This is a genomic window from Aeromonas sp. 3P (assembly GCF_051919745.1).
Classification (GTDB): domain Bacteria; phylum Pseudomonadota; class Gammaproteobacteria; order Enterobacterales; family Aeromonadaceae; genus Aeromonas; species Aeromonas veronii.
In genome coordinates, this window is sequence record NZ_JBQBED010000001.1 from 4149374 (window position 1) to 4174909 (window position 25536).

The 25536-nt window shown below is 58.5% G+C and carries 22 protein-coding genes and 2 pseudogenes; 21 read left to right on the forward strand and 3 right to left on the reverse strand.

The window, feature by feature from the left end:
- Positions 1-102 precede the first annotated feature (102 nt).
- Positions 103-603, forward strand: coding sequence for an SRPBCC family protein (locus ACTG19_RS19285; protein ID WP_005334766.1), 501 nt, complete (start codon positions 103-105; stop codon positions 601-603).
- 205 nt (positions 604-808) lie between these two features.
- Here ACTG19_RS19285 and glk read toward each other — a convergent pair.
- A pseudogene (glk, locus tag ACTG19_RS19290) lies at positions 809-1780 on the reverse strand (glucokinase); the annotation flags it as partial.
- A gap of 347 nt (positions 1781-2127) precedes the next feature.
- Between glk and ACTG19_RS19295 the strand changes: the two are divergent.
- From ACTG19_RS19295 to befA, 3 genes are all read left to right on the forward strand, one after another.
- On the forward strand, positions 2128-2982 hold the full coding sequence (locus ACTG19_RS19295) for a MurR/RpiR family transcriptional regulator (protein ID WP_005334759.1): 855 nt from the start codon (positions 2128-2130) through the stop codon (positions 2980-2982).
- Between the two features lie 163 nt (positions 2983-3145).
- Positions 3146-4585, forward strand: coding sequence for a pyruvate kinase (pyk, locus tag ACTG19_RS19300; protein WP_005353698.1), 1440 nt, complete (start codon positions 3146-3148; stop codon positions 4583-4585).
- Between the two features lie 213 nt (positions 4586-4798).
- Positions 4799-5584, forward strand: a complete 786-nt coding sequence (gene befA / locus ACTG19_RS19305) for a beta cell expansion factor BefA (RefSeq protein ID WP_113740451.1) — start codon at positions 4799-4801, stop codon at positions 5582-5584.
- Between the two features lie 91 nt (positions 5585-5675).
- Here the strand turns inward: befA and ACTG19_RS19310 are convergent.
- Positions 5676-7423: pseudogene (locus ACTG19_RS19310) on the reverse strand (amidohydrolase).
- A 65-nt stretch (positions 7424-7488) separates the two neighbouring features.
- Positions 7489-8400 (reverse strand): AraC family transcriptional regulator, encoded by a 912-nt coding sequence (locus ACTG19_RS19315; protein ID WP_174218743.1) that lies wholly within the window; start codon positions 8398-8400, stop codon positions 7489-7491.
- Positions 8401-8554: 154 nt separating this feature from the next.
- On the opposite strand from ACTG19_RS19315, the gene fliE reads away from it, so the two are divergent.
- The 17 genes from fliE (at position 8555) to flhF (ending at position 25535) form a co-directional block, all read left to right on the forward strand.
- On the forward strand, positions 8555-8872 hold the full coding sequence (fliE, locus tag ACTG19_RS19320) for a flagellar hook-basal body complex protein FliE (protein ID WP_005362062.1): 318 nt from the start codon (positions 8555-8557) through the stop codon (positions 8870-8872).
- A gap of 62 nt (positions 8873-8934) precedes the next feature.
- Positions 8935-10644, forward strand: coding sequence for a flagellar basal-body MS-ring/collar protein FliF (fliF, locus tag ACTG19_RS19325; RefSeq protein ID WP_005334750.1), 1710 nt, complete (start codon positions 8935-8937; stop codon positions 10642-10644).
- On the forward strand, positions 10637-11698 hold the full coding sequence (gene fliG / locus ACTG19_RS19330; RefSeq protein WP_005334749.1) for a flagellar motor switch protein FliG: 1062 nt from the start codon (positions 10637-10639) through the stop codon (positions 11696-11698). Before fliF ends, fliG begins: the two co-directional genes overlap by 8 nt.
- Positions 11699-11766: 68 nt before the next feature.
- Positions 11767-12591, forward strand: coding sequence for a flagellar assembly protein FliH (gene fliH, locus ACTG19_RS19335; protein ID WP_236322050.1), 825 nt, complete (start codon positions 11767-11769; stop codon positions 12589-12591).
- A 52-nt stretch (positions 12592-12643) separates the two neighbouring features.
- Entirely contained in the window at positions 12644-13975 is a 1332-nt protein-coding gene (gene fliI / locus ACTG19_RS19340; protein WP_439989436.1) for a flagellar protein export ATPase FliI, read from the forward strand.
- A 27-nt stretch (positions 13976-14002) separates the two neighbouring features.
- Positions 14003-14443 carry a flagellar export protein FliJ gene (gene fliJ, locus ACTG19_RS19345; protein WP_005334746.1) on the forward strand — a complete coding sequence of 147 codons (441 nt, stop codon included), beginning with the start codon at positions 14003-14005 and terminating at the stop codon, positions 14441-14443.
- Between the two features lie 67 nt (positions 14444-14510).
- Positions 14511-16442, forward strand: coding sequence for a flagellar hook-length control protein FliK (locus ACTG19_RS19350; protein WP_439989437.1), 1932 nt, complete (start codon positions 14511-14513; stop codon positions 16440-16442).
- A 57-nt stretch (positions 16443-16499) separates the two neighbouring features.
- Entirely contained in the window at positions 16500-17015 is a 516-nt protein-coding gene (gene fliL, locus ACTG19_RS19355; RefSeq protein WP_040065335.1) for a flagellar basal body-associated protein FliL, read from the forward strand.
- A 7-nt stretch (positions 17016-17022) separates the two neighbouring features.
- A complete protein-coding gene (fliM, locus tag ACTG19_RS19360; RefSeq protein ID WP_005334736.1) occupies positions 17023-18093 on the forward strand; it encodes a flagellar motor switch protein FliM in 1071 nt (356 codons plus the stop codon).
- A 49-nt stretch (positions 18094-18142) separates the two neighbouring features.
- Positions 18143-18535 carry a flagellar motor switch protein FliN gene (gene fliN, locus ACTG19_RS19365; RefSeq protein WP_005298791.1) on the forward strand — a complete coding sequence of 131 codons (393 nt, stop codon included), beginning with the start codon at positions 18143-18145 and terminating at the stop codon, positions 18533-18535.
- Positions 18532-18912: a flagellar biosynthetic protein FliO gene (gene fliO, locus ACTG19_RS19370; RefSeq protein ID WP_075114864.1), complete on the forward strand. Its 381-nt coding sequence runs from the start codon at positions 18532-18534 to the stop codon at positions 18910-18912. The genes fliN and fliO overlap by 4 nt, the downstream gene beginning before the upstream one ends.
- Positions 18899-19672: a flagellar type III secretion system pore protein FliP gene (fliP, locus tag ACTG19_RS19375; protein ID WP_005334729.1), complete on the forward strand. Its 774-nt coding sequence runs from the start codon at positions 18899-18901 to the stop codon at positions 19670-19672. The genes fliO and fliP overlap by 14 nt, the downstream gene beginning before the upstream one ends.
- Positions 19673-19697: 25 nt before the next feature.
- Positions 19698-19967, forward strand: a complete 270-nt coding sequence (fliQ, locus tag ACTG19_RS19380; protein WP_005334727.1) for a flagellar biosynthesis protein FliQ — start codon at positions 19698-19700, stop codon at positions 19965-19967.
- On the forward strand, positions 19964-20761 hold the full coding sequence (fliR, locus tag ACTG19_RS19385) for a flagellar biosynthetic protein FliR (RefSeq protein ID WP_005353677.1): 798 nt from the start codon (positions 19964-19966) through the stop codon (positions 20759-20761). The genes fliQ and fliR overlap by 4 nt, the downstream gene beginning before the upstream one ends.
- Positions 20754-21884 carry a flagellar biosynthesis protein FlhB gene (flhB, locus tag ACTG19_RS19390; RefSeq protein ID WP_439989438.1) on the forward strand — a complete coding sequence of 377 codons (1131 nt, stop codon included), beginning with the start codon at positions 20754-20756 and terminating at the stop codon, positions 21882-21884. Before fliR ends, flhB begins: the two co-directional genes overlap by 8 nt.
- Positions 21885-21991: 107 nt before the next feature.
- On the forward strand, positions 21992-24094 hold the full coding sequence (gene flhA, locus ACTG19_RS19395; RefSeq protein WP_005353675.1) for a flagellar biosynthesis protein FlhA: 2103 nt from the start codon (positions 21992-21994) through the stop codon (positions 24092-24094).
- A gap of 16 nt (positions 24095-24110) precedes the next feature.
- Positions 24111-25535 carry a flagellar biosynthesis protein FlhF gene (gene flhF / locus ACTG19_RS19400; RefSeq protein WP_064339694.1) on the forward strand — a complete coding sequence of 475 codons (1425 nt, stop codon included), beginning with the start codon at positions 24111-24113 and terminating at the stop codon, positions 25533-25535.
- The last annotated feature ends 1 nt before the right edge of the window (position 25536 follow it).

Here is a 25536-nt window from a genome sequence, read left to right on the forward strand (position 1 = left end):
CGATGCAAATGACAAGGGTGTGATTAAGCACTGTCCATTGTATTTGCCATGGGGCTATACTGCCGGAGTCCCTTGTATGGATGGCTTGAGGATCGCTGATTTATGGACAATAAACTGATTGAAGGCAACATTTTTGTTCCGGCGCACATAGACGATGTCTGGCACGCCTGGACTACCGAAAGCGGTCTGCGCAGTTTTCTGGCTCCCGAATGTTTGATGGTGGCCGAACCGAATGGTCCTTTCGAGATCTACTTCAGGCCCGATGCCCCGCTGGGTGAACGTGGCAGCGAAGGGTGCCGGGTCATGGCCGTCATGCCCTATGACCTGCTCAGTTTCAGCTGGAATTTCCCGCCCAGCCTACCCCATATCCGCCAGCAAAAGACCCAGGTTTGCCTGCGATTTGTGCCGGAAGGGCAGGGCACTCGCCTCTACTTCCTCCAGAGCGGTTGGGCCAATGATCCGGATTGGGATCAGGGTTATGCCTATTTTCGGGAAGAGTGGCTGGAGACCAGCCTACCACGGTTGCAGTACCGTTTTACCCACGGTCCCATAGACTGGAACAATCCCCCCGACAAGGCGCAGCTGAAGGCGCTGGCCCAGTAATCCCGGATATCAGACATAAAAAAAACCGGCCAAAAGGCCGGTTGAAACAGTTCAGGCTTGTCAGGTGACAAACGTATCCAGCGGATGAGAGTCGCTTTCCACTCCTTGTGAAGCACAACACTCTTGGTTACGTGCGGCTACTTTATGCCATTCACACTGAATCGAGGCTGAACCATGGATGATCCCGCCTCATTCCCCTCTTCAATCAGATTGTGATCCCCATCGACTGGCGCAAGTAAGCGCCCGCACCGAGCAGCCCCGGCCCTTCATGGGTGATCAGGAACACCGGGATCTCCTTGAGGTAGGACTTGAAGCGCCCCTTGTCTTCAAAGGCGACCCGGAAACCGGAACCGGTAAAGAACTCCTGGAAGCGCGGCACTATGCCGCCTGCGATATAGACGCCGCCAAAGGTGCCCATATTGAGGGCCAGATTGCCGGCAAAGCGGCCCATCAGCACGCAGAACAGGCTCAAGGTGCGACGGCAATCGAGGCACTCACCCGCCAGTGCGCGCTCGGTAATGTCTTTGGGGGCGAACGGTTCCGGCTCACGACCATCGGATTTCACCAGCCCGCGATAGAGATTGACCAGACCCGGGCCGGAGAGGAAACGCTCTGCCGAGACATGGCCCAATTCGCCACGCATCACCTGCAGCACCGCATCTTCCTCTTCGGTGTTGGCTGCAAAATCCACATGACCACCTTCACCCGGCAGGCTCAGCCACTGCTCACCCGCCTTGACCAGATGGGCGACCCCAAGGCCGGTGCCTGCACCATAGATGGCGATGGGCTTGCCCGCTACCGGCGCGGCGCCGCCAAGCTGGATGCGATCCGATTCAGTCAATACCGGCACTGCCATCGAGACGGCGGTAAAGTCGTTGATCACTTGCAGGCGTGCCAGCCCGAGATTGCCCTGCATCTCGCTGATGGAGAACTCCCAGCTGTGGTTGGTCATGGCAACCCAGTCACCGTTGATGGGGCAGGCGATGGCGATGCAGGCTTCAGCCACCTGTACCTTGTGTTCCTCCAGATAGAGGCGTACCACGGCTTCAAGGCTGGGATGGGCCAGACCTGAGTAGGTCTTTGCCTGAGAGATAGTACCGGTGGCCAGCTCACACAGGGCCAGACGCGCATTGGTGCCGCCGACATCGCCGACCAGCGCATGGGTATGCTGCATAACAACTCCTTCGTTACAGGATGGGGACGACTCTGGTGTCCCGAGATTATTGTTGGATTATGACGGTCCATTCTATCCGAGCTCAGGCTTGCTCACCTGCCGGATCGATACAAACGTGCGCCTGCTCACAGTGTTGTTGCTTTGCAACATTTGTAAGCGCTTTCATGGCAAGGTGACGTTTTGTAACGAAAAGTACGAAATAATTAGAGATGAGTCATACTTTGTATGGCAGGCGTTAGTTGCCATAACCGCTTGTCTTGTATAGTCCTTAGCTTGAATGGAAACTTGCTTAGCCGTAGATTGAGTGCAAAGACACTGAAGCTAAATTACAAAAACGCCTGGTGGTGATGATGAATACCCTTGATAAAATTACGAACAACTTGGAAAGTTTCAGTAAATCAGAACGCAAGGTTGCCGAGGTGATCCTGGCGTCTCCCCAGACCGCCATCCACTCCAGCATCGCCGCTCTGGCCAAGATGGCCGACGTCAGTGAACCGACCGTCAACCGCTTTTGCCGCCGTCTCGATACCAAGGGCTTTCCTGATTTCAAACTCCATCTGGCCCAGAGCCTGGCCAATGGCACCCCTTACGTAAATCGTCATGTGGAAGCGGAAGATGGGCCTGATACCTACACCGCCAAGATCTTCGAATCCACCATGGCCTGTCTGGATGCCGCCAAAAACAGCCTGGATATCTCTGCCATCAACCGCTGCGTCGATATCCTGACCCAGTCCAAGAAGATCAGCTTCTTCGGCCTTGGCGCCTCCTCCGCCGTTGCCCGCGATGCCCAGAACAAATTCTTTCGCTTCAACATTCCGGTAGTGAGCTTTGACGATATCGTCATGATGCGCATGAGCTGCATCAACAGCAGCGAAGGGGATGTGGTGGTGCTCATCTCCCACACCGGCCGCACCAAGGCACTGGTCGAGATCGCCGCGCTGGCCCGCGAGAACGACGCCACCGTGATCGGCATGACCGCCAAGGACTCCCCGCTGGCCCGCGAGTGCAATCTGGTGCTCTCCATGGATGTGCCGGAAGATACCGATGTCTATATGCCGATGGCATCCCGCATCGCCCAGCTGGCGCTGGTGGATGTGCTGGCGACCGGTTTTACCCTGCGCCGGGGGATGAAATTTCGCGAAAATCTGAAGAAAGTAAAAGAGGGATTGCGCGAATCCCGCTTCGAAACCCCGCACTCTTCCTGAACCGTCGGGGGCTCAGGCCCCCGACTGTCTATGCCACCCGCCTTGGTGTAGTATTGTAATTTAATAACAAAAACCACCCAGATGGTTTGTAAACGGGTGCATCGAGCCATGGGCTTGATGGGGCAGAATCTCAAGTCATATCAACTTCATATTGGAGTCTTTCATGCCTAGACGTACAAAGATTGTAACCACACTCGGTCCGGCTACCGACCGCGAAGGGATCCTCGAAGGGATCATCCGCGCCGGGGCCGACATGGTGCGGATGAACTTCTCTCACGGCACTGCTGAAGACCATATCCTGCGCGCCAATCAGGTGCGTGACATTGCTGCCAAGCTCGGTCGTCACGTCGCCATCATGGGTGATCTGCAAGGCCCGAAAATCCGTGTTTCCACTTTCAAGGATGGCAAAATCTATCTGGCCATCGGTGACAAGTTCATTCTCGACGCGGCACTCGGCAAGGGGGAAGGGTGCCAGGAGCAGGTCGGTATCGACTACAAGAGCCTGCCAGACGATGTGGTGCAGGGCGACATCCTGCTGCTGGACGATGGCCGTGTGCAGTTGAAGGTCGAGCAGGTTGAAGGCACCCGCATTCACACCACGGTGACCGTGGCCGGGCCGCTCTCCAACAACAAGGGCATCAACAAGAAAGGGGGCGGTCTCTCCGCTCCGGCCCTGACCGAGAAAGACAAGGAAGACATCAAGACCGCTGCCCGTATGAACGTGGACTATCTGGCTGTCTCCTTCCCGCGCTGTGGCGATGATCTGCGCTACGCCCGCGAGCTGGCCCGCGAAGCCGGTTCCAATGCCAAGATCGTGGCCAAGGTTGAGCGCGCCGAAACCGTCGCCACCGATGAGGCGATGGAAGACATCATCCTCGGTTCCGATGCTGTGATGGTCGCCCGTGGCGATCTGGGTGTCGAGATCGGTGACCCCGAGCTGGTTGGCGTACAGAAGAAGCTGATCCGCCACTCCCGTCGTCTGAACCGTGTGGTGATCACCGCGACCCAGATGATGGAGTCGATGATCAATGCGCCGCTGCCGACTCGTGCAGAGGTCATGGACGTGGCCAACGCCGTGCTGGATGGTACCGATGCGGTGATGCTCTCTGCCGAGACTGCTGCCGGTCAGTTCCCCATCGAGACCGTTACCTCCATGGCGAGCGTCTGTGTCGGTGCCGAGAAGCATCCGAGCCTGAACGTCTCCAACCACCGCATGAGCTACACCTTCACTTCCGTTGAAGAAGCTGTAGCCATGTCCACCATGTATGCAGCCAACCACCTGGAAGGGGTGAAGGCGATCGTGGCACTGACCGAGTCCGGCACCACGCCGCTGCTGATGTCCCGTATCAGCTCCGGTCTGCCGATCTTCGCCATGTCTCCCCACAACAAGACCCTGGCCTGGACCAATCTCTACCGTGGCGTCACTCCGGTGATGTTTGACGGTGACGAGACCAAACCGGTCTACGAAGTGTGCCGCGACGCGTTGGCCGTGCTCAAGGATAAGGGGCTGTTGCAGAGCGGTGACATGGTGCTGCTGACTCACGGTGACAAGATGGAAACCGTGGGCAGTACCAACACCTGCAAGGTGATGATGGTCGAATAAGCCCGTCCGGTTTTGCTGTGCTTAACAAGGCTGCTCCTCTTTGATGAGCAGCCTTTTTGTTAACTGCTGTCGGGCTGTGGCGGTATAAACAGGACTCAATGATTGCTTAACCGGATTCCCCTTCCGATAATGCGGGAGTGATTTTCAGCGGGTAGCCTGTTGTAGGTGATCGCCCCAGGTAACCCAGACACTCGACAATACGGGAGTGAAAAAATGAACAAGCGTAACTGGTTGCTGGCCCTGTCACTGAGTCTGGCCTTCTCACCCTGTTATGCCGACTGGGCCAAGCTCAAGGCCGCAGCGTCCGAGCTGGGAGCGGCAGTGAGCGAGACCAGCAAGGAGGTGTGGCAGGATGTCAGCGATTTCTCCAAAAAGAGCTGGGCTTCCATCTCGGCCTGGGGAGAGGATGCCTTCAATACCGCCGGGGTCTGGACCGACAAGAGCATTGCGACCGGCAAGGAGTGGCTGAAGGCGGCCGACAAGGAGCTCAACGAGATGCTCAACCCCAAGACGGCGAAAGAGGCGAGGATCGCGCTCAATACCATGGCCGACACTGCGCTGATCCGGTTGTTCAACGAGCAGCCATCAGCCAAGTTGTTGTTTGACAAGGCTTATGGTTATGCGGTGTTCGATTCGCGCAAGTTCTCCCTGATGCTGCATACCAATCAGGGGGCCGGGGTGGCAGTCAATCGCAAAACCGGCAAGCACACCTATATGAAGATGTTTGGTGCGGGTCTGGCGGCTGGGATTGGTGGCAAGTTCTATCAGCAGGTGATCCTGTTTGAAGACAAGGCCAGATTCGATGCCTTCGTGACCCAGGGGTGGGAAGCTACCTCCGAAGTGGGTGTGGTGGCCGGCAAGGAGAGCGCCGAGCTGACCGCCAAATACAACGGCGGCATGGCCATCTACCAGATTGGCGAGAAGGGTTTGCTGCTCGATGCCAATATCTCCGGCTCCAAATACTGGATTGACAAGGACTTGACTGAAACGAGCCGCTAATTCCGCCGTTATCGGTTGCTCACTGCACACCATATGCTTGTCGTGATCTCGCCAACAGGCCCGCAATGCGGGCCTGTTTGTTCTCGCGGTGTCAGTGGGCTGAATAGACCTGCTTGCCCTTGAACATGGTCCAGAGCACCTTGGTCTCCTTGAGCTCTTCGCTTGCTACCTGTTCCAGATTGCGATCCAGCAAGATCAGGTCAGCACTCTTGCCCGCGCTGATGGAGCCAATCTCTTTCTCCCGTCCAATTACCTTGGCGGCGTTGAGGGTATAGGCCTGCAAGATGGCCTGACGGCTGATCTGCTCGCTGGCGGGGGGCAGCAAGCCAAGCTCCCCTTGACGAGTGATCGCGGTATACATGGCGAGGAAAGGGTTGGGGCTGGAGACCGGCCAGTCACTGGCACCGGCAATAATGGCGCCGCTTTGCAGCAAGCTGCCTGCCGGATAGAGGCGGGCTAGCAGTGCCGGGGGCACTTTTCCATCAAGCAGCAGGGTGGTCGCCACGTTTTTCCCGGCCCACAACAGTTGCATCGATGCGGCCACATTGAGCGGTTTGAAGCGGGCAATGCTGGCCGGGCTCACCACCTCCAGATGGGTGATGCTGTGCAGCAGGCGGTGATCCCGATTGTGGGCCCGGGCATAGGCGATGGCATCGAGGGATTCACGGACGGCCCGATCGCCGATGGCATGAAAGTGAGCGATAAGTTGATGGGCATCCGCGGTGCGGATCAGCTCGTTGAAACGCTGTTTGTCCAGATCGTCCTTGCCGCTGTAACCGGGACGGTTGAGGTAGGGCTCGCTCAACTTGGCGGTCTGGGATGGATACTCGATGACACCATCTTGCAGGATCTTGATCCCCACCAGTTTAACGTCCGGGGCATCTTGAAACTGCTGTTGCAGCGCCGATACGTCATCAATGATGGCGGGTGATGCGTGGAGCCCCACCAGTGCCAGTGCGGATACATGTCCGGTCAGCTTGCCTTCCCGGGAGAGCATGCTGTACGCCGGCAGCAGGCCGGTATCGCGGCGATCCGGCTCGGCGTTGAAGATGGGCGCAAGGGGGCGAATGTTGCTGATAGGGTCCATCCAGGCGGTAATGCCCACCTGATTGAGTTGTTGGCGGTCATGATGGCACTGGCAATCGTCTCGTCGCTGACGGGGGGCAGCGCCTTGAGGATGGCATCCCAGCCGCCTTCCGAGGCAAAGCCATTGAGCATGCCGGATGGGGTGAGGCCAAAATTGCCTTTCAGCGGAGCATAACGACCGGCAAGGGTGTCGGCATCAATGCCAGCCTTGCGCAGCATGGCCTGATTTGCCCAACCGGTGTGGGCATCCGAACCGGCAAGCACTACTGGGATCTGCCGGTATTGCGGGTCATTGAACACCTGATCGAGCAGGGGAAGCTGATGCCAGTAGTCGAGGGAGACATTGCTGTATAGCTCTACATCGCCCAGTGTCAGGCGGGGATCATCCTTGCTGCGGGTCAGAAATTGCTGCACCTGCTCAACCTCATTCATGGCATCGGGAAAGTTAACCGTCATCCCCTGAAAACCGGCAAATGCCGCATGAACATGGCTGTCGATGAGGCCTGGCATCAGGTACTTTCCTTTCAGATCAAGACGCTTGGCATGGCTGCCAAGGCGGGCGCTGACCTCCTGATAGCTGCCGACTGCCACTATCTTTTTACCTTCAATGCCGACCGCTTCCGGGTGAGGGTTCGCCGGATCACCACTGTAGATGGTGCCGCCAAAGATCAGCGTCTGGCTCTGTGACTGGGCATTGGCGGCAGCGGGAAGCGTTACCAGCAGGCTGGCTAGAAACAGCGTTTTGATATTCATGGGCATGACTCCGTCGCTTCGGTGTCCGAAGGCACCGAAGTGGGTAAAGGAAATGAGGTATCGGCTTATCGGTTGATCAGCGGGATACAGATATCAAACACGTAATGATCCCGGTCGGAGTCCGTGCCTGCGTGGTATTGCTCATAACACGGACGATCGTCGCAGTTCAGCCCTTGACCCACTACCCAGCGAAACGCCGTCTCCCAGCAGGCAACCAGTTGATCGCCGCGAGCGATAAAGTGACATACCGCATAGGGGCCCGCTGCGATGGTCTGGGTGGTTAACTGGCGCCCTGCGGGGATCTCTGGCCCCAGTTCGATGCAGACGTCAGTACGGCAACGGGTCTCATCGGTGATATCGGGGATATCCCAATAGAGACTCAGGGTACCCGCCGGTGTCATCGCCTCGTCCGAGGCGAACAGCGCGAGCAAATCCCGATGAGCTTGCTTGCAGGTCTCTTTGCCATAGGGGCCCAGGCGGCGCATGTACGCCACGCGCCGGGCGGGCATCTGCCTGACGCTAGCCCCCTGCAACAGACCCGGGTGTTCGGTGACCGGGTGCATGACCAGGCCATCATAGGTGTCAAAGGTAAGGGGATCGTTTCCAATCTTGCTTTTCCAGTTTCCCCCCAGCTGCTGGCGGTATTCCGAGGGGCTCATGGCGAAGTGCAGGCGAAAGGCCTTGGCGAAATTCTGCGAGCTGGAGAACCCGGCGGCCAGTGCGAGGGTGGTGATGTCGCTCTGGGGGGAGGCGAGCAAGCGACGGGCAGCGCGCTCCATACGCAGGCGCCGGGTAAATCCGGCAATGGTCTCGCCGACCATCGTCTTGAAAATACGGTGGAAGTGGAAGGTGGAGATGGCCGCCGCTGCTGCGACCTCATCCAGGCCCGGATTGTCATCCAGATGGTGGCTGATGTAGTCCATCGCCTTGAACACGGGTTTGCGATAATCCAGAGCGGACTCCTTGCCAGCCAGCAAAAGTAGGCGTCAGAGTCGGATTTAATCAGAGCCACCTGCCGTTGTCGAACTCGTCCAGCTTGGTCTGGCCACTCATCCGTGTCGCACTTTTAACGCATTGGCACTCTAATTGCTTGTTGCATGCCAGCGTCAATGATTTGTCTGGGGATGGAAAATGGAAATTAGTGCAAGCAGCCTGATGCAAGAGATGCAGGCGCTCAAGATCGAAGCAGGCGCAACGCCGCTGGCACAACCCGGTCGTCAGGTAACCTCCGACTTTGGTCAGCTGCTGCAACAGGCGCTTGGCAACGTCAACGAACTGCAAGGCGCCGCCAATGACCTGCGTACCCGTTTCGATATGGGCGACAAGTCGGTGGATCTGGCCGAGGTGATGATCGCGGGCCAAAAATCCTCCATCGCCTTTGAAGCCACGGTACAGGTGCGCAACAAGATGGTCGATGCCTACAAAACCATCATGAACATGCCGGTATAAGCGACGCCAATAAACCATGACGACTGAACATCATGAACATGTCAGCAATAAGGACATAAATCGTGGCTACTGACCAAAACGGCGATCTGCTGATAAACGATGAGGGCACCGCCGCCCTCGATGAAAATGAGCAGAAGAGTTCGGCGCTGGGCTTCCTGTCCAATACCGATGTGCTGCGGCAAATCACCCTGATCCTGGGGCTTGCCATCTGTCTGGCCATTGCGGTGTTTATCCTGCTGTGGGGCAAGGAGCCGGACATGCGTCCCCTCGGCACCTACACCACCCAGGAGCTGGTGAAGACTCTCGATTTCCTCGATCAGCAGAAGATCCCCTACGAGGTGGATGGCAAGAGCGTGCTGGTCAACGCCGAAAGCTACCCCACTATCCAGCTGGCCCTGACCCGTGCCGGTCTTGCCAATGCCACCGATAGCAACATCGGTGGTGAAGATATCCTGCTGAAAGATTCCAGTTTCGGCGTCAGCCAGCGGATGGAGAGCGAACGTCTGAAGCTGAGCCGCGAGCGCCAACTGGCGAGCGCCATCGAGCAGTTCCAGAATGTGGCCAAGGCCCAGGTGCTGCTGGCTATCCCGAAAGACAACGTGTTTGCCCGCAACGAACGCAAACCCAGTGCCACCGTGGTGCTCAACCTGAAAGGGGCGGCGCTGGGGCAGGGGGAGGTGGACTCCATCGTCGATATGGTGGCCTCTGCGGTACACGGCCTTGAGCCAACCCGTGTCACCGTCACCGACCAGAATGGGCGCCTGCTCAACTCCGGCTCGCAAGACCCGATCTCGGCCCAGACTCGCAAAGAGTTTGCCATGCAGCAGAAGCAGGAGCTGGAGTACAAACAAAAAATTGACGCCATCCTGATCCCGGTGCTGGGGGCCGACAACTATACGGCGGAAGTGGATCTCTCCCTCGACTTCTCCCAGCAGGAGCAGACCCGCAAGACTTACAACCCGGACCTGCCTGCTGTGCGCTCCGAAATGACCATGGAAGAGAACAGCGCCAGCGGCAGCAATGGTGGTGTGCCTGGTGCCCTCTCCAACCAGCCCCCTGCCGCCTCCAATATTCCCGAGGAGGCGACCGGTGGTGATGGTGCCAGCGCTGCCGCTTCGGGCCGTTCCCGCAAAGAGGCAACCCGCAACTTCGAGCTGGATACCACCGTCAGCCATACCCGTCGCCAGATGGGTGGCATTCGCCGCATGACTGTTTCGGTTGCAGTGGATTACAAAGCGGTGCCCGGTGCCGACGGGGCCGTGACTCGTGAGGCGCGCACCCAGGCAGAACTCGATACATTGCGCCGTTTGCTGAGCGGTGGCCTTGGCTTTGATGTGACCCGCGGTGATACCCTTGAGGTGGTCGCGATTCCGTTCAATCGCCCAGAGCTGGATACCGTGGCCGAAGTGCCGCTCTACGATCAGCCCTGGTTCTGGCGTGCGGTGCGGATTGCCGCCTCGGTACTGGTGATCATCGTCTTGATCGTCACCGTGGTTCGCCCCATGCTCAAGCGACTGCTCTACCCGGATGCCAAACCGGAAGGGGAAGTGGATTTCGACAACCACACCGTACTGGGTGGCGACGACGAGTTGAGTCTGCTGTCAGCACAAGTCGAGAACGATCAGGTATTTGGTGTACGCGATGGCCAGCTGAAACTGCCGGATCTGCACCGTGACGAAGACTTGCTCAAGGCGGTACGTGCGCTGGTGGCGAACGAGCCGGATCTGGCCGCTCAGGTCATTAAAGAATGGGTAACGAACAAAGATGCCTGAAGAAAAGAAGAGTCAAGTCACCGGCAATGACATCACTGACAGTCAGCGCCAGATCCTCGACCAGATGTCGGGGATGGAGATGGCTGCGGTGCTGATGCTGAGCCTCAATGAAGAGGATGCCGCCCAGATCTTCCGTCATCTCGAGCCCAAGCAGGTGCAGCGGCTCGGTATGTCGATGGCCTCCATGTCCGACTTCAGTCACGATCGGGTGGCGGCGGTGCACCGTCAATTCATCGACGATATCCAGAAGTACACCAACATCGGTATCGGCAGTGAAGACTTCGTGCGCAAGGCGTTGGTGGCGGCTCTTGGCGAGGACAAGGCGAGCAACCTGGTGGACCAGATCATTCTCGGTTCCGGCGCCCGTGGTCTCGATTCGCTCAAGTGGATGGATGCCCGTCAGGTGGCCAGCATCATCCAGAACGAACACCCCCAGATCCAGACCATCGTGCTCTCCTATCTGGAGCCGGAGCAATCCGCCGAGATCCTGAGCCAGTTCCCGGAGCAGGTGCGCCTCGATCTGGTGATGCGTATCGCCAACCTCGAAGAGGTACAACCGGCGGCGCTGCAAGAGTTGAACGACATCATGGAGAAACAGTTCGCCGGTGCGGCCGGTGCCCAGGCAGCCAAGATGGGCGGCCTGAAGGCTGCCGCCAACATCATGAACTATCTGGATACCAATATCGAAGGCCAGTTGATGGACTCCATCCGCGAGTCGGACGAAGAGATGAGCCAGCAGATCCAGGATTTGATGTTCGTGTTCGAAAACCTCATCGATGTGGACGATCGCGGCATCCAGACCATGCTGCGGGAAGTACCGGGGGATCTGCTGCAACGCGCCCTCAAGGGCTCCGACGATCAGATGCGCGAGAAGATCTTCAAGAACATGTCCAAACGGGCGGCCGAAATGCTGGCGGACGATCTGGAGGCCATGGGGCCGATCCGGGTCTCCGAAGTGGAAGCGGCCCAGAAAGAGATCCTCTCCATCGCCCGTCGTCTGGCGGATGCTGGCGAAATCATGCTGGGCGCCGGTGGCGGCGAGGAGTTCCTCTAAGCCATGGCCCATAAACAGAACCGCGATGCCAAGCCCGCATCAGGCAGTGGTGAGGAGCCGCGCAAAGCATGAACAACAAACTGCGTGGGTATGTGCGCCCCGAGGGTGATGATGCCCGGGTTGAGACCTGGGGCTGGCCCGAGATGGAGGTCGAGGTAGAGGCGGGAGCGCCTACCAATGCTCTTGGCCTGGCCCCTGACTGGTATCAGCAGGAAGAGGAGGTGGTGGAGCCGGAGCCCGAACAGGAGCCGACCCCCAGCATCACCGCCGAAGAGCTTGAAGCGATCCGTCAGGCCGCCTGGGAAGAGGGGATGGCCGAGGGGCGCGAGTCCGGTTATGCCAAGGGAATGGAAGAGGGCAAGCTGGAAGGATTGCAACAGGGCCACTCTGCCGGTCTCGAACAGGGGCGCGAGGAGGGGCTGGCCATGGGCCGCGAGCTGGTGGAGCAGGAGATCGCCCACTGGCAGGGGCTCGCCACCCGCCTTGCCAATCCGCTTAACGAGCTGGATCAGGCGGTGGAGCAGCAGCTGGTCTCGCTGGTGATGCAACTGGCCCGCGCGCTCATTCGTCACGAAGCGGAGACCTCCCCCCGCATTTTGCTGGAGGCGCTTAAAGAGGGGCTGGCCTTGCTGCCTGCCGCCGAACAGGGGGTGACTCTGATGTTGCATCCCGACGATATAGCGCGAATCGAACAGGCATTTGGCGCCGACGAGTGCGCCAAGCGCCACTGGCGATTGCAGAGCGATCCCACCCTTTCCCCCGGCGATCTGCAACTGGCTACCGAGCTCTCCAGCATCGATTTGACCCTCTCCGGGCGCATCGATCAGTTGCTGCGCAACTTCTTGCGGGACAATGCGTCGCAGAAACCGGCTTCGCAGGACTCACGCCCATAACCGATGCCGGACGTTGCCGTCCGGCTGCACTTTTTAGCTCTCAGGAGGCCAGATGAGCGGCTCGCTACTGAACCGGTTGCAAGGGTACAAGGTACGCGACAGCACCCCCAAACCGCCGGTTGCCGGTAAATTGACCCGGGTGGTGGGGCTGACCCTCGAAGCCATCGGCTGCCGCGCCGCCATTGGTGCTCTCTGTCGCATCGATACCCTTGATGGGACGCTGGAGGCTGAAGTGGTCGGTTTTTCTGGCGATCGCCTCTATCTGATGCCGAGCGAGCAGCTCAAGGGGGTGATCCCCGGTGCCCGGGTGGTGCCCATCACCGAAGAGCACGGCATTCCGGTTGGGATGAACCTGCTTGGTCGGGTCATCGACGGCATTGGTCAGCCACTCGATGGCCTCGGCCCCATTCTATCCTCCCAGACCGTGCAGTTTGCCCAGCACCGCATCAACCCGCTCTCTCGCCGCCCGATCCATCAGCCGATGGACGTGGGGGTACGCGCCATCAACGCCGTGCTGACGGTTGGTCAGGGCCAGCGGATGGGGTTGTTTGCCGGTTCCGGTGTCGGTAAATCGGTGCTGCTGGGCATGATGACCCGCGGCTCGGTGGCGGATGTGGTAGTGGTCGGCCTCATCGGTGAACGGGGCCGGGAAGTTAAAGAGTTTATCGAAGACATTCTGGGAGAGGAGGGCCGTGCCCGCTCCGTGGTGGTAGCTGCTCCCGCCGATGCCTCGCCGCTGATGCGGCTCAAGGGGTGTGAAACGGCGCTGGCCATCGCCGAGTATTTTCGCGATCAGGGGCTCAACGTGCTGCTCTTGATGGACTCTCTTACCCGTTATGCCCAGGCCCAGCGCGAGATTGCGCTGGCCGTGGGCGAGCCGCCGGCTACCAAGGGTTATCCGCCCTCGGTGTTTGCCAAATTGCCGGCGCTGGTTGAGCGGGCCGGTAACGGCAGCGATGGGCAGGGATCCATCACAGCTTTTTTCACCGTACTGACCGAGGGGGACGATCTGCAGGATCCCATCGCCGACGCTGCACGGGCGATCCTCGATGGCCACATCGTGCTGTCACGCGAGCTGGCTGATGCGGGCCACTATCCCGCCATCGACATCGAGAAGTCCATCAGCCGGGTTATGCCCATGGTGACCTCGCCGGAACATATGGATCTGGCGCGCACCCTCAAGCAGTTCTACTCCCTCTATCAGCAGAACCGGGATCTCATCACCATCGGCGCCTATAGTCAGGGTTCCGATCCGCGCATTGACCGCGCCATCATTCAAAAACCCTATCTGGATCAGTTCTTGCAGCAGGGGATGCGTGAGGTCATTCACTACGATGATGGCCTGCAAGCCTTGCAGATGGTGGCGATGCCATTGATGCGCTGATGATGGTCGGTAACAGAGAGGTCGACGATGAGTAAAGGGTTGGTATTGTTGGCCGATCGGCTGGTGGAGGCGGAGCAGCAGTGTGCGCTGGCGCTGGTGAAGGCGCAGCAGGATCTCAAGCTGTTCATGGATCAGCAAAATGCCCTCAACCAGTACCGCCAGATCTATCACCAGCAGTGGACCGATCGCGGCCTGCAGGGGATTTCGCCCCAGCAAAATACCCAGTATCACGCCTTTATCAACAAGCTCGAACAGGCAGCGACCCAGCAGTACGAAGGGGTGTTGCAGGTGCGTCAGGCGCTGGAACAGCGCCGTGAAGAGTGGCTGGCGGCCCAGCAGCGGCGCAAGGCGGTGGAGCTGTTGCTGGAGAAGCAGGCGAGCCGCGAGCAGCAGAAAGCCCAGCGTCAGGAGCAGAAGATGCTGGATGAGTACGCCATGTTGCGACGTTTTCATCAATCTGGCCTGTAACTTGCTTTGATATGGACATTGTCGGCGGCCATCTCTTTGGGGGCCACCAGAATTCAGGGATCCCATCATGATGCAGACACTGTTGACACAAACGCCTTCGGCTGCGGCCAACGGGTTGGACAAAGCGCCTCTGAGCGGTTCCGTCGAGAGCAAAAGTATCGATGGGGGAACCGGCAGCGACAGCAAGGGTGATTTCGCCACCCTGATTGCCAAGGCCGGGAACAGCGAACAGGGCGCTGCCGAGGCTACTCAGGGCGGTAACCATGTCCGATCAGCCAAATCTTTGGCGACCGAAAGTACCTCTCCCAAAGAGGAGACCGGCAAGGAGCAGGCTTCTGACGCCGACAACAAGGTGGAGGAGGTCCCTGCCACCGACTTTCTGCTGCGCCTGCAAGACTCCCTCAAGCTCGATACTTCGCTAGTGACTCCCCAGCTGGCGGTGGCGGCCCAACAGAGCGCCACTGCGGTAGACGGCAATCCGTTGCCGCAAGAGGGTGAGCAGGAGGGGATTGCACTTGATGAAGGCGAGCAGACTCCTGCCGCTGCCAGAATTGCCAGCCAGCTTGCCGGTCAGACCGGGGCGCAGTCGCCGCTGGCGACGACCGCCAATTCGACTCTTGATACCACCGTATCGTCTTCAGCGGCGCGAGTGGTGGCGAAGGGCGATGCCTCTGCTGCCGTTCTCTCCTCTGAAGGTGAAGATGCCGCCACTACTGCGGATGAGCAGACCGGGGAGAAAGCCTCTGCCAAGGGCGAAACCCTCGGAGCAGATGGCAAGCACACCAAGCCCCTCACGGGGGCAGAGCGGATGGCCCAGCTGGCCAAGGTGCTGCCGGTCGATGAGTCAGCCAGTACCGCCAAACCCGCGGAGTCACTTGCTGCAAAAGAGGCTGGCGACAGCAAATCCGATCTCGCCGTCAGCAATGCTTTGACTAACAAGGGGCAGGCGACGCAAGCCGCGACTCAGGGGGCTGCGCTCAAGGCCTTCAGCGAGGGGCTCAAGCAGCCTGAGGTGGGCGCTGCAACCACTTCAGCAACTGCGGATGGAAGTGGGGTGGCTGGCAAGGGGACAGAAAAAAATGGTGCCGCCGAAGGCAGCCAGCAACCAGCCACCGCCGCCAATCAAGGTTCGGCGCCCGTGAGGACGGCGCAGAGTGCCTCAGAAAGTGCCGCAGCCCAGAGCAGCGTAACGACAAATGCGACGGCTCAGACCGATAGTGCTGCCGCCCCCGTGATGGTGGCGCCGCAGCAGGTGTTGGCACAGGCTGAATCTCAGGGGCCGCAAGCACCGCTGTCGACCATTTCAGCCGGCATCAAGCAGATGGAAGTGACCGGCACCGACGAGGTGCGCAAAGCGGTTTCGCTTGAGGTAAAACCGAAGGCCGGTGAGGCGGAGAAGAGCCTGGTTGCGACGACATCTAGCAGTGAGAGCAGCCAGAGCCAGACCGTTCAGCATGGCCAGAACAGCCAGACTCAGCCACAGGTAGCCGATAGCCGGGCTCCCGCCGCTGAGACGACGCTGCGCCGTGAGCCGCAGAATTTACCCCATTTGAAACTGGCCAGTCAGGAAGCGCCTGCCGAATTGCACCAGAAGGTCAATGTGATGCTGGCCGAAAAACTGCAACAGGCGGAAATTCAGCTCGACCCCCTCGGCCTTGGCAAGATGAAGATCCAGATCCAGATGGGGTCCGACAGCCAGGCCAACGTCCATTTTGTGGTACAACATGGCCAGACCCGCGAGATGCTGGAGCAGGCGATGCCCCGGCTGCGTGACATGCTGGCAGGGCAGGGGATCCAGCTTGGTCAGACGCAGGTGCAGCAGCAGTCGCAACAACAGCAGCAACAGGGCCAGCCCACCTTTAACGGGCAGGGGCAGCAAGGTCAGACTAGTGGTCAGCCGCGGTCCGGTAACGGGCTGGTTGAAGGGGAACTCACCACTTCCAACCCCAGTTTGCTGGTGGAATCGACAAACGGTTCCGGAATTGATTTCTATGCTTGATGCAATCCCGAGTAAGTTTATGATATCGAACAAGTTTGAGACTAGGGTGGACAAGGGATGGCTGACGATAACGAGTTGACGCTAAAAGACCCGGCTGCGGGCAAGAAAAAGAAGCTGATCATTATCATTGCCCTGGCGGTTATTTTGCTGGGCGGAGGTGGTGTTGGCGCCTTCCTGATGCTCTCCGGCTCCGATAAACCGCCTGCTGAAGCGGCGGAAGGTGCCGAGGCCACACCCAAGGAGGAAGCGCCTAAACCTTCCCTCTATGTCGGTATGCCGCGCCCCTTTGTCTTCAACGTCGCAGGTGCCCAGCGAGATCGACTGGTGCAGATCAAGATCCAGCTGATGGTGCGCGGTACCGCCGACGAGACGCTGGCCAAACAGAATATCCCCCTGATTGAAGGCACTTTGCTGCGGGTATTCAGCGCAGCCAGTGCCGAACAGCTGATGACCTTCGAAGGCAAGGAGAAGCTGCGCAAGGATTCACTGGAAGAGTGCCGTCGGGTGCTCAAGGACTTGGTCTCTTCCCCCGTTATCGAACAAGTGCTGTTTACCGGCTTTGTAATGCAGTAGGTGAAGCGTGAGCGATCTGTTAAGTCAGGACGAAATTGATGCCCTCTTGCACGGTGTCGATGATGTCGAAGAGGAAGAGATAGGCGGCGCTGGAGACCCCGGCGTAGCCCAGTTTGACTTCTCCTCCCAAGACCGCATCGTCCGTGGTCGCATGCCGACGCTGGAGCTGGTGAATGAACGTTTCGCCCGCCATATGCGGATCAGCCTGTTCAACATGATGCGTCGTACCGCCGAGGTCTCCATCAACGGCGTGCAGATGCTCAAGTTTGGCGAGTATGTTCATACCCTGTTTGTGCCGACCAGTCTCAACATGGTGCGCTTCCGCCCGCTCAAGGGGACGGCACTCATCACCATGGAGGCCCGACTGGTCTTCATCCTGGTAGAGAACTTCTTCGGTGGTGATGGCCGTTATCACGCCAAGATTGAAGGGCGCGAATTTACCCCGACCGAACGGCGCATTATCCAGATGCTGCTCAAACTGGTGTTCGAGGATTACAAGGATGCCTGGGCGCCAGTGATGGATGTGGGTTTCGAATATCTCGACTCTGAAGTGAACCCGGCAATGGCCAACATCGTCAGCCCGACCGAAGTGATCGTGGTCAGCTCGTTCCACATCGAGCTCGATGGTGGCGGCGGCGACTTCCACGTGGCGATGCCTTATTCCATGCTGGAACCGATCCGCGAGCTGCTGGATGCCGGTGTGCAGAGTGACAAGGGGGATACCGACGTACGTTGGAGCAAGGCGCTGCGTGACGAGATCATGGACGTCAAGGTGGAGCTGCGGGCCAAGCTGCTGGAGACCGAACTCACCCTGCGTGAACTGATGGAGCTGCGACCCGGCGATATCATTCCGGTCGATATGCCGGAAAATCTGCTGGTTTTTGTGGAAGACTTGCCCACTTTCCACGCCAAGATGGGCCGCACCAAGGATAATGTGGCGCTCAAGATCACCGACAAGCTCAAACGTCCGGAAGGGGTCAAGACGGAGATGCATCTGGTGACCCGGGGCGGGGTACGAATTGATGGCGAGGCCGAGCTGGAAGAGCTCGAGCGCAGTATCGAAGATCAACAGCGATAATTGACGGTTTATTACGGTAAACGGTCACGAAGTAGCATAAGGAAACAAGATGAGCGGAACTGAGGAAGAGGATCTGATGGCTGATGCCTGGGCTGCGGCTCTGGAGGAGCAGGTGACGGCGGAAGCCAAGCCAGCCCCGCTGGAAGAGTTGAAAGATGATGCCCCCATCAGTGCCGAGGAGCGTCGCAAGCTCGACACTATTCTCGATATTCCGGTCACTATCGCCATGGAGGTGGGCCGCAGCCAGATCAGCATTCGCAACCTGTTGCAGCTGAACCAGGGCTCGGTGGTGGAGCTGGATCGGGTTGCTGGCGAGCCGCTGGACGTATTGGTCAACGGCACCCTGATCGCTCACGGCGAGGTGGTGGTGGTGAACGACAAGTTCGGTATCCGCCTGACTGACGTCATCAGCCAGATTGAACGGATCAAGAAGCTCAAATGATGCGCCTCCTGTTGTTATTGCTGCCTGTTCCGGCCTTTGCCGAGACAGCGGCATCTGCCAACGTGCCTAGTCTGAGCTCCTGGTTGCTCTCCAGTCTGATGGTGATCGGCCTCATTCTGGTGCTGGGCTTTCTGCTCAAGAAGAGCAAGCTGGCGACCACCATGGGGGGCGGCCAGATGCGGGTCATCGCCTCGTTGCCGGTGGGTTACAAAGAGAAGCTGCTGGTGGTCAAGGTGGGCGAACAGCAACTGCTGGTCGGCGTAACACCGCAGCAGGTCAACTTTCTCTACCGGCTGGAGGAGCCGCTGGATGAAAACCAGCCGCAGGCGTTTTCCCAGCAGCTTGGCAAATTGATGGGCAAGCATGAAAAAAGCTAACGGCTTATGGCTGAAAACGGGGCTGCTGGTCAGCCTGCTGATACCACTGTTTTGCTCCTGGCCTGCACTGGCACAGGACGCCATGTCGGCGGTGACCGTCAAGACCATGGGGGATGGCTCTCAGGAGTACAGCCTGACCCTGCAAGTGCTGGCGCTGATGACCGCGCTCTCCTTCTTGCCGGCCATGGTGATCATGATGACCTCGTTTACCCGCATCATTGTGGTGTTGGGTATCTTGCGCCAGGCGATCGGTCTGCAACAGAGTCCTTCCAACCAGGTGTTGATCGGCATAGCCCTGTTCATGTCGTTTTTCATCATGTCGCCGGTGCTGGATCGCATCAATGATGAGGCGCTGCAGCCCTATCTGGCCGAAACCATTCAGGCAAAAGAGGCGCTGGAGCGGGCCGAGTTGCCCATCCACCAGTTCATGTTGGCCCAGACCCGGATCAAGGATCTCAACACCTTTATGGAGATCGCCAACGTGCAGGTGGAGAAACCGGCCGATGTGCCGCTACGGGTGCTGATCCCGGCGTTTGTCACCAGCGAGCTGAAAACCGCCTTCCAGATTGGTTTTATGCTGTTCTTGCCATTTCTGGTCATCGATCTGGTGGTCGCCAGTATTCTGATGGCGATGGGGATGATGATGCTCTCGCCGATGATTGTCTCGCTGCCTTTCAAGCTGATGCTGTTTGTGATGGTGGATGGCTGGAACCTCATTCTGGGGTCGCTGGCCAACAGTTTCGGACTGGGTGCCGGTTAGCCGGTCGAGCGCAAGGAGCCCGAACATGAGTCCTGAAACCTTTGTCGACGTCTTTCGCGAGGCGCTCTGGCTGGTCAATATCATGGTCAGCGCCGTGATCCTGCCCAGTCTCGCAATCGGGCTGGTGGTAGCCATTTTTCAGGCGGCCACCTCCATCAACGAACAGACCCTGAGCTTTCTGCCCCGTCTTATCGTGACCCTGCTAGCCTTGGGAATTGGTGCTCACTGGGGAATGCAGAGTCTGATGGACTTCTTCATACTGATGGTCAATCAAATCCCCGAGGTGGTGGGATGACCTACACAACCGCTCTGATCATGGAGTGGTTGTCTTCCATCCTCTGGCCGCTGGCGCGGGTGAGCAGCCTGCTGATGGTGATGGCGGTATTCGGCAGCCGCCTCGCTCCTGCGCGGGTACGGATGGGGCTGGCTTTGGCCATCACCTTTCTGATTGCCCCGCTGCTTCCGAAAATGCCACCCATTGAACTCTTCTCGGCCGGCAGCTTTCTGGTATTGGGCCAGCAGTTGCTGATCGGAATTGCCCTCGGCCTGATGACCCAGTTTCTGATGGAGAGCTTCGTGATGGCCGGTCAGGTCATTGCCATGCAGACCAGTCTGGGTTTTGCCACCCTGGTGGACCCGATGAATGGCCAGTCGGCCCCCGTGGTGGGGCAGTTTTATCTGATGCTGGCGACCCTGGTGTTTCTGGCGCTCGATGGTCATCTGGTGATGCTGCGGCTGGTCATTCTTAGTTTCGAGACACTGCCTGTCTCCGAGCACGGCCTTTCGGTTTCGTCTATGAAAACCCTGAGTGCGTTTCTGGGGGTGATGTATCAGGCTGCTTTGGTGATGTCGCTCTCAGCCATCGTCGCCTTGCTCTTAATCAACTTCGCCTTTGGTGTCATGACCCGGGCGGCGCCGCAACTCAACATTTTCAGTATCGGTTTTGCGGTCAGCATGATGTCGGGTCTGCTCATCCTCTGGCTCACTATCGGTGGGTTCCTCGGTCACTTCGACATCATGTGGGAGCGGGTGCAGGAGGTCAGCTGCGAGTTGATCAACACCCAGTGCTTCGGGGGCGCTCATGGCTGATACCGACCAGGAACGTACCGAACAACCCACGGGCAAACGACTGCAACAGGCCCGTGAAAAAGGGCAGATTGCACGTTCAAAAGAGTTGGGAACCGCCAGCGTTTTGCTCTCGGCGGTATTTGGTCTGCTGATGCTCAAGGGCTCGCTGGCGACCGCCATGATCAAGGTAGTCACCATGGGCTTTACCCTGGACAGGGAGCAGGCTTTCGATCCCAATGCCATGATCGCCATGGTGCCGGCGCTGCTGGGGGAACTGGTGCTTCCGCTGGGACTCTTGTTTGCGCTGGTGGCGATTGCCGCTTTTATTGGCAACACCCTGATGGGGGGGATGAACTTCTCCACCGAAGCCATGATGCCCAAGATGAGCAAGCTGAGTCCACTCAGCGGCCTCAAGCGCATGTTCGGGGTGCAGTCGCTGATCGAGCTGGTCAAATCCATCGCCAAGGTGGTGTTCATCACCCTGTTTGCCTGGTGGATGCTATCCAGTCAGTTTAATCATCTGCTCAACCTATCCATGGAGGGTTTCCCCGGCGGTATTATCGATGCGCTGGAGTTGTTTCTCTGGATGTTGATCATCCTCTGCTGCGCCCTGCTCCCCATCGTGGCCATCGATGTGCCGTTCCAGCAGTGGAACCACATGCGTCAGCTCAAGATGACCAAACAGGAGGTCAAGGACGAGTTCAAGGACAGCGAAGGCAAGCCCGAGGTAAAGGGCAAGATCCGTCAGTTGCAGATGCAGATGGCGATGCGCCGGATGATGGGGGATGTACCCAAGGCCGATGTGGTGATCACCAACCCGACCCACTACTCGGTAGCGCTCAAGTATGATGCGGGAAAACCCGGTGCCGCGCCCAAGGTCGTGGCCAAGGGCACCGATGAAATTGCAATGAAGATCAGGGAGATCGCCAGAGAGTACGAGATCCCCATCATGCCGTCACCGGCTTTGACCCGGGCTATTTACCACTCAACTGAGCTGGGCCACGAGATCCCGGAAGGGCTGTTTGCGGCGGTTGCCCAGGTGCTCGCCTATGTCTTCCAGCTCAAGAAATTCCGCCGCGGTCAGGGACGCCGTCCCCAGCCGCTGGCTAAAGTTCTCCCCATTCCGACCGAATATCTCAAATGACAAAGTTCTGACGTAGTCAAAATAAATCCATTGCATTTCAATGTCTTGTATTATTGGCTTGATGTTTGCTTTAATCTGGCACCAGCAGGTTGAAATTGAGAAGCGCGATGGAATTCAAGGCAGTATTGGGCCAGTTCAAAGAGTACCGGGGAGTATTGGGCAAAGGCCTTGGCACCCCTCTGCTGGTATTGGCCGCGCTCGGCATGGTGGTGTTACCCATCCCGCCGCTGATGCTGGATGTGCTCTTCTCCTTTAACATTGCCCTCTCCATCGTGGTGCTGCTGGTATCCGTCTATACTCGCCGCCCCCTCGAATTTGCTGCCTTCCCGACCGTACTGCTGCTCGCTACCTTGCTGCGGTTGGCGTTGAACGTCGCCTCGACCCGGGTGGTGTTGCTGGAAGGTCATAATGGCAGTGCGGCGGCCGGCCATGTGATCGAGGCGTTCGGTAACGTGGTGATCGGCGGCAACTATGCGGTCGGCATCATCGTTTTCACCATCCTGATGATCATCAACTTTGTGGTAATTACCAAGGGTGCCGGGCGGATCGCGGAAGTAAGTGCCCGTTTTACCCTTGATGCGATGCCGGGCAAACAGATGGCCATCGATGCCGATTTGAACGCCGGTCTCATCAATCAGGAAGAGGCGAAGAAGCGTCGTCAGGATGTAACCCAGGAAGCTGACTTCTACGGCTCCATGGATGGTGCCTCCAAGTTTGTCAAAGGGGATGCCATTGCGGGCATCATGATCCTCTTTATCAACATCATCGGCGGCTTCATCATCGGGATGATGCAGCACCAGCTGACCTTCAGCGAATCGGCCGAGATCTATACCCTGTTGGCCATCGGTGACGGTCTGGTGGCGCAGATCCCCTCCCTGCTGCTCTCCATCGCTGCCGCCATCATAGTGACCCGTCAGAATACCGATCAGGACATGGGTACCGCAGTACTAGGCCAGCTGTTTGACAATCCCAAAGCCCTGATCATCTCGGCCGGGATTCTGCTGATGATGGGGCTGGTGCCGGGGATGCCGCATTTCGCCTTCCTGAGTCTGGGGGCTCTTGCCGCCGCTGGCGCCTGGTGGTTGCTGCGCCGCGAGAAACTGGCGGCCGCCAAAGCAGCCAAGGGCGAGCTGCTGCCTGCCACTGCCGAACAACCTCATGAGCAGAAAGAGCTGAGCTGGGATGATGTGATGCCGGTGGACATCATCGGGCTTGAAGTGGGTTATCAGCTGATCCCGCTGGTGGATCGCAATCAGGGTGGCGAACTGCTCAACCGGATCAAAGGGGTGCGCAAGAAACTCTCGCAAGAGCTGGGCTTTCTGGTCCCGGCCGTCCACATTCGCGACAACCTGGATCTGGCGCCAAACCAATACCGCATCACCTTGATGGGGGTCAGTACCGGCGAGGCCAATGTCTACCATGATAAGGAGATGGCCATCAATCCGGGGCAGGTGTTCGGCCAGATCCAGGGGATAGCCACCCGGGATCCCGCCTTCGGACTGGAAGCGGTCTGGGTTGCCAAGGAGATGGTCTCTCAGGCACAGACACTGGGGTATACGGTGGTGGATACCGCGACCGTGGTGGCTACCCATCTGAGCCAGATCCTGACCAACCATGCGGCTTTGCTGCTGGGTCATGACGAGGTACAACAGCTGCTCGACATGATTGGCAAACATCAGAGCAAGCTGGTCGAAGGGCTGGTGCCGGAAGTGATCAGCATGGGTAACCTTGTGAAGGTATTGCAGAATTTGCTCAATGAAGGCGTGCCAATCCGCGATATGCGCACTATCCTGCAGACCCTGGTTGAATACGCACCGCGCAGTCCGGATCCGGAAGTGCTCACGGCCGCTTGCCGGATTGCCCTGCGTCGCCTGATTGTGCAGGAGATTGCAGGCCCCGATCCCGAGCTGCCGGTGATTACCTTGGCGCCGGAATTGGAACGTATATTGCATCAATCCCTGCAGGCTGGTGGCGGTGATGGTGCCGGTATTGAACCGGGTCTGGCAGAGCGGATGCAGCGTTCACTGGTGGAAGCCACTCAACGACAAGAATTGGAAGGCCAACCGGCCGTGCTTCTGACATCGGGGATCTTGCGCAATACCCTGGCGAAATTTGTCAAGAATGCCATTCCTGGATTGCGCGTTCTGTCTTATCAGGAAGTGCCCGACGACAAGCAGATCCGCATCGTCAGTGCGGTAGGGCAGAACTAGTTAGCGGAGACGACGGGTGAAGATTAAGCGGTTTTTTGCCAAGGATATGCGAACGGCTCTGGCCGAGGTCAAGGAGACTCTCGGGCCGGATGCCGTCATCATGTCCAACAAGAAGGTCACCGGAGGGGTAGAGATAGTCGCCGCAGTCGATTATCAATCCCAGGTCCCGGGGCCCAAAGATGCGCCGGTTCGTCGTCAGCTGAACGATGAGAGCGTCAATATTTCGTCTGCTGCACGGCAGATGATCCGCCCCGAGCCGTCGCCGGCGAAGGAGCAGAACGAACATTATGCCGATACCCTGGCCGCCTTGCTGGCGCGCCAGCAGAAGCTCAAGCCGGGCAATGGGGCGACACTGGGTAATACCCAATCGGCCGGTCTGGCCGCTGCCAATGCTGCGCCCAGAACATTGGCCGAGCAGGGGCAGTGGGGCGCCGCTCCGGAACCTGCCAAGCCCAAAGCTCGGGTTGCGTCCGGCCAGCGCCCCCCTCAACCTGCCCAGCGGGATCAGGAGATGGAGGGGATGCGCAAGGAGATGGCCAGCATCCGTAAATTGCTGGAGCACCAGATCTCCGGGCTGATGTGGCAAGAGGTGGAGCGCCGCGAACCGATGCGGGCCCTGCTGATCAAGGAGCTCAAGAAGCTCGGCTTTGACGATGCGTTTGCCGATCAACTTGCGGGACTGATCCCCGAAGATATGTCCATCCATCAGGCGATGGCCCAGTTGGCCGAGGTGCTGACGGCCCAGCTCAAGATCAGTGAGGACGAGATCATGCGTCAGGGCGGCGCGGTGGCGCTGCTTGGTCCGACCGGGGTGGGCAAAACCACTACCATCGCCAAGCTGGCTGCCCGTTTCGCCATGAAGTATGGCGCCGAACAGGTGGCGCTGATCACCACCGACAACTACCGGATTGGTGCCCATGAACAGCTGCAGACCTATGGCCGCATCATGGGTTGCCCGGTACGGCAGGTGCGTGATGCCGAAGAGCTGGCCAATGCCCTTTATCAGTTCCGCCACCGTCGGCTGGTACTTATCGATACGGCCGGGGTGGGCCAACGGGATATCCGGCTGACCGAGCAGCTCGATACCCTGGTCAAGAATGCCAAGGTGCGGATCCGCAGTTATCTGGTGATGTCGGCAACTTCCCAGCGTCGGGTGATGCAGGAGGCGGTTGACCATTTCCGGCGTATTCCATTAAGCGGCTGCATACTTACCAAATTGGATGAAAGTCTGAATCTGGGCGAAGTGATTAACGTGTGTATCCAGAATTCATTACCCATCAGCTATATCACTGATGGACAAAGGGTTCCGGAAGATATTCAGGTTGCCAATGCGGCGCAGCTCGTCGGAGCTGCCATGGGCTCGCTGGAGCGAGAAACAGAGGAGCCCTATTTCTGGGGCGCAGGCTTTGGCGAGGCCGAAGATTCGGAGTTTTATGAGTAAC

Bases quoted from the DNA above. Each gene is read 5' to 3' on its own strand.
- fliG (WP_005334749.1), top strand. From the start codon at position 10,637: ATGCCTGAAGAAAAGAAGAGTCAAGTCACCGGCAATGACATCACTGAC.
- ACTG19_RS19350 (WP_439989437.1), top strand. From the start codon at position 14,511: ATGATGCAGACACTGTTGACACAAACGCCTTCGGCTGCGGCCAACGGG.
- pyk (WP_005353698.1), top strand. From the start codon at position 3,146: ATGCCTAGACGTACAAAGATTGTAACCACACTCGGTCCGGCTACCGAC.
- fliN (WP_005298791.1), top strand. From the start codon at position 18,143: ATGAGCGGAACTGAGGAAGAGGATCTGATGGCTGATGCCTGGGCTGCG.
- flhB (WP_439989438.1), top strand. From the start codon at position 20,754: ATGGCTGATACCGACCAGGAACGTACCGAACAACCCACGGGCAAACGA.
- fliO (WP_075114864.1), top strand. From the start codon at position 18,532: ATGATGCGCCTCCTGTTGTTATTGCTGCCTGTTCCGGCCTTTGCCGAG.
- fliI (WP_439989436.1), top strand. From the start codon at position 12,644: ATGAGCGGCTCGCTACTGAACCGGTTGCAAGGGTACAAGGTACGCGAC.
- befA (WP_113740451.1), top strand. From the start codon at position 4,799: ATGAACAAGCGTAACTGGTTGCTGGCCCTGTCACTGAGTCTGGCCTTC.
- fliL (WP_040065335.1), top strand. From the start codon at position 16,500: ATGGCTGACGATAACGAGTTGACGCTAAAAGACCCGGCTGCGGGCAAG.
- fliH (WP_236322050.1), top strand. From the start codon at position 11,767: ATGAACAACAAACTGCGTGGGTATGTGCGCCCCGAGGGTGATGATGCC.
- flhA (WP_005353675.1), top strand. From the start codon at position 21,992: ATGGAATTCAAGGCAGTATTGGGCCAGTTCAAAGAGTACCGGGGAGTA.
- fliQ (WP_005334727.1), top strand. From the start codon at position 19,698: ATGAGTCCTGAAACCTTTGTCGACGTCTTTCGCGAGGCGCTCTGGCTG.
- fliE (WP_005362062.1), top strand. From the start codon at position 8,555: ATGGAAATTAGTGCAAGCAGCCTGATGCAAGAGATGCAGGCGCTCAAG.
- ACTG19_RS19295 (WP_005334759.1), top strand. From the start codon at position 2,128: ATGAATACCCTTGATAAAATTACGAACAACTTGGAAAGTTTCAGTAAA.
- fliP (WP_005334729.1), top strand. From the start codon at position 18,899: ATGAAAAAAGCTAACGGCTTATGGCTGAAAACGGGGCTGCTGGTCAGC.
- fliJ (WP_005334746.1), top strand. From the start codon at position 14,003: ATGAGTAAAGGGTTGGTATTGTTGGCCGATCGGCTGGTGGAGGCGGAG.
- fliR (WP_005353677.1), top strand. From the start codon at position 19,964: ATGACCTACACAACCGCTCTGATCATGGAGTGGTTGTCTTCCATCCTC.
- ACTG19_RS19285 (WP_005334766.1), top strand. From the start codon at position 103: ATGGACAATAAACTGATTGAAGGCAACATTTTTGTTCCGGCGCACATA.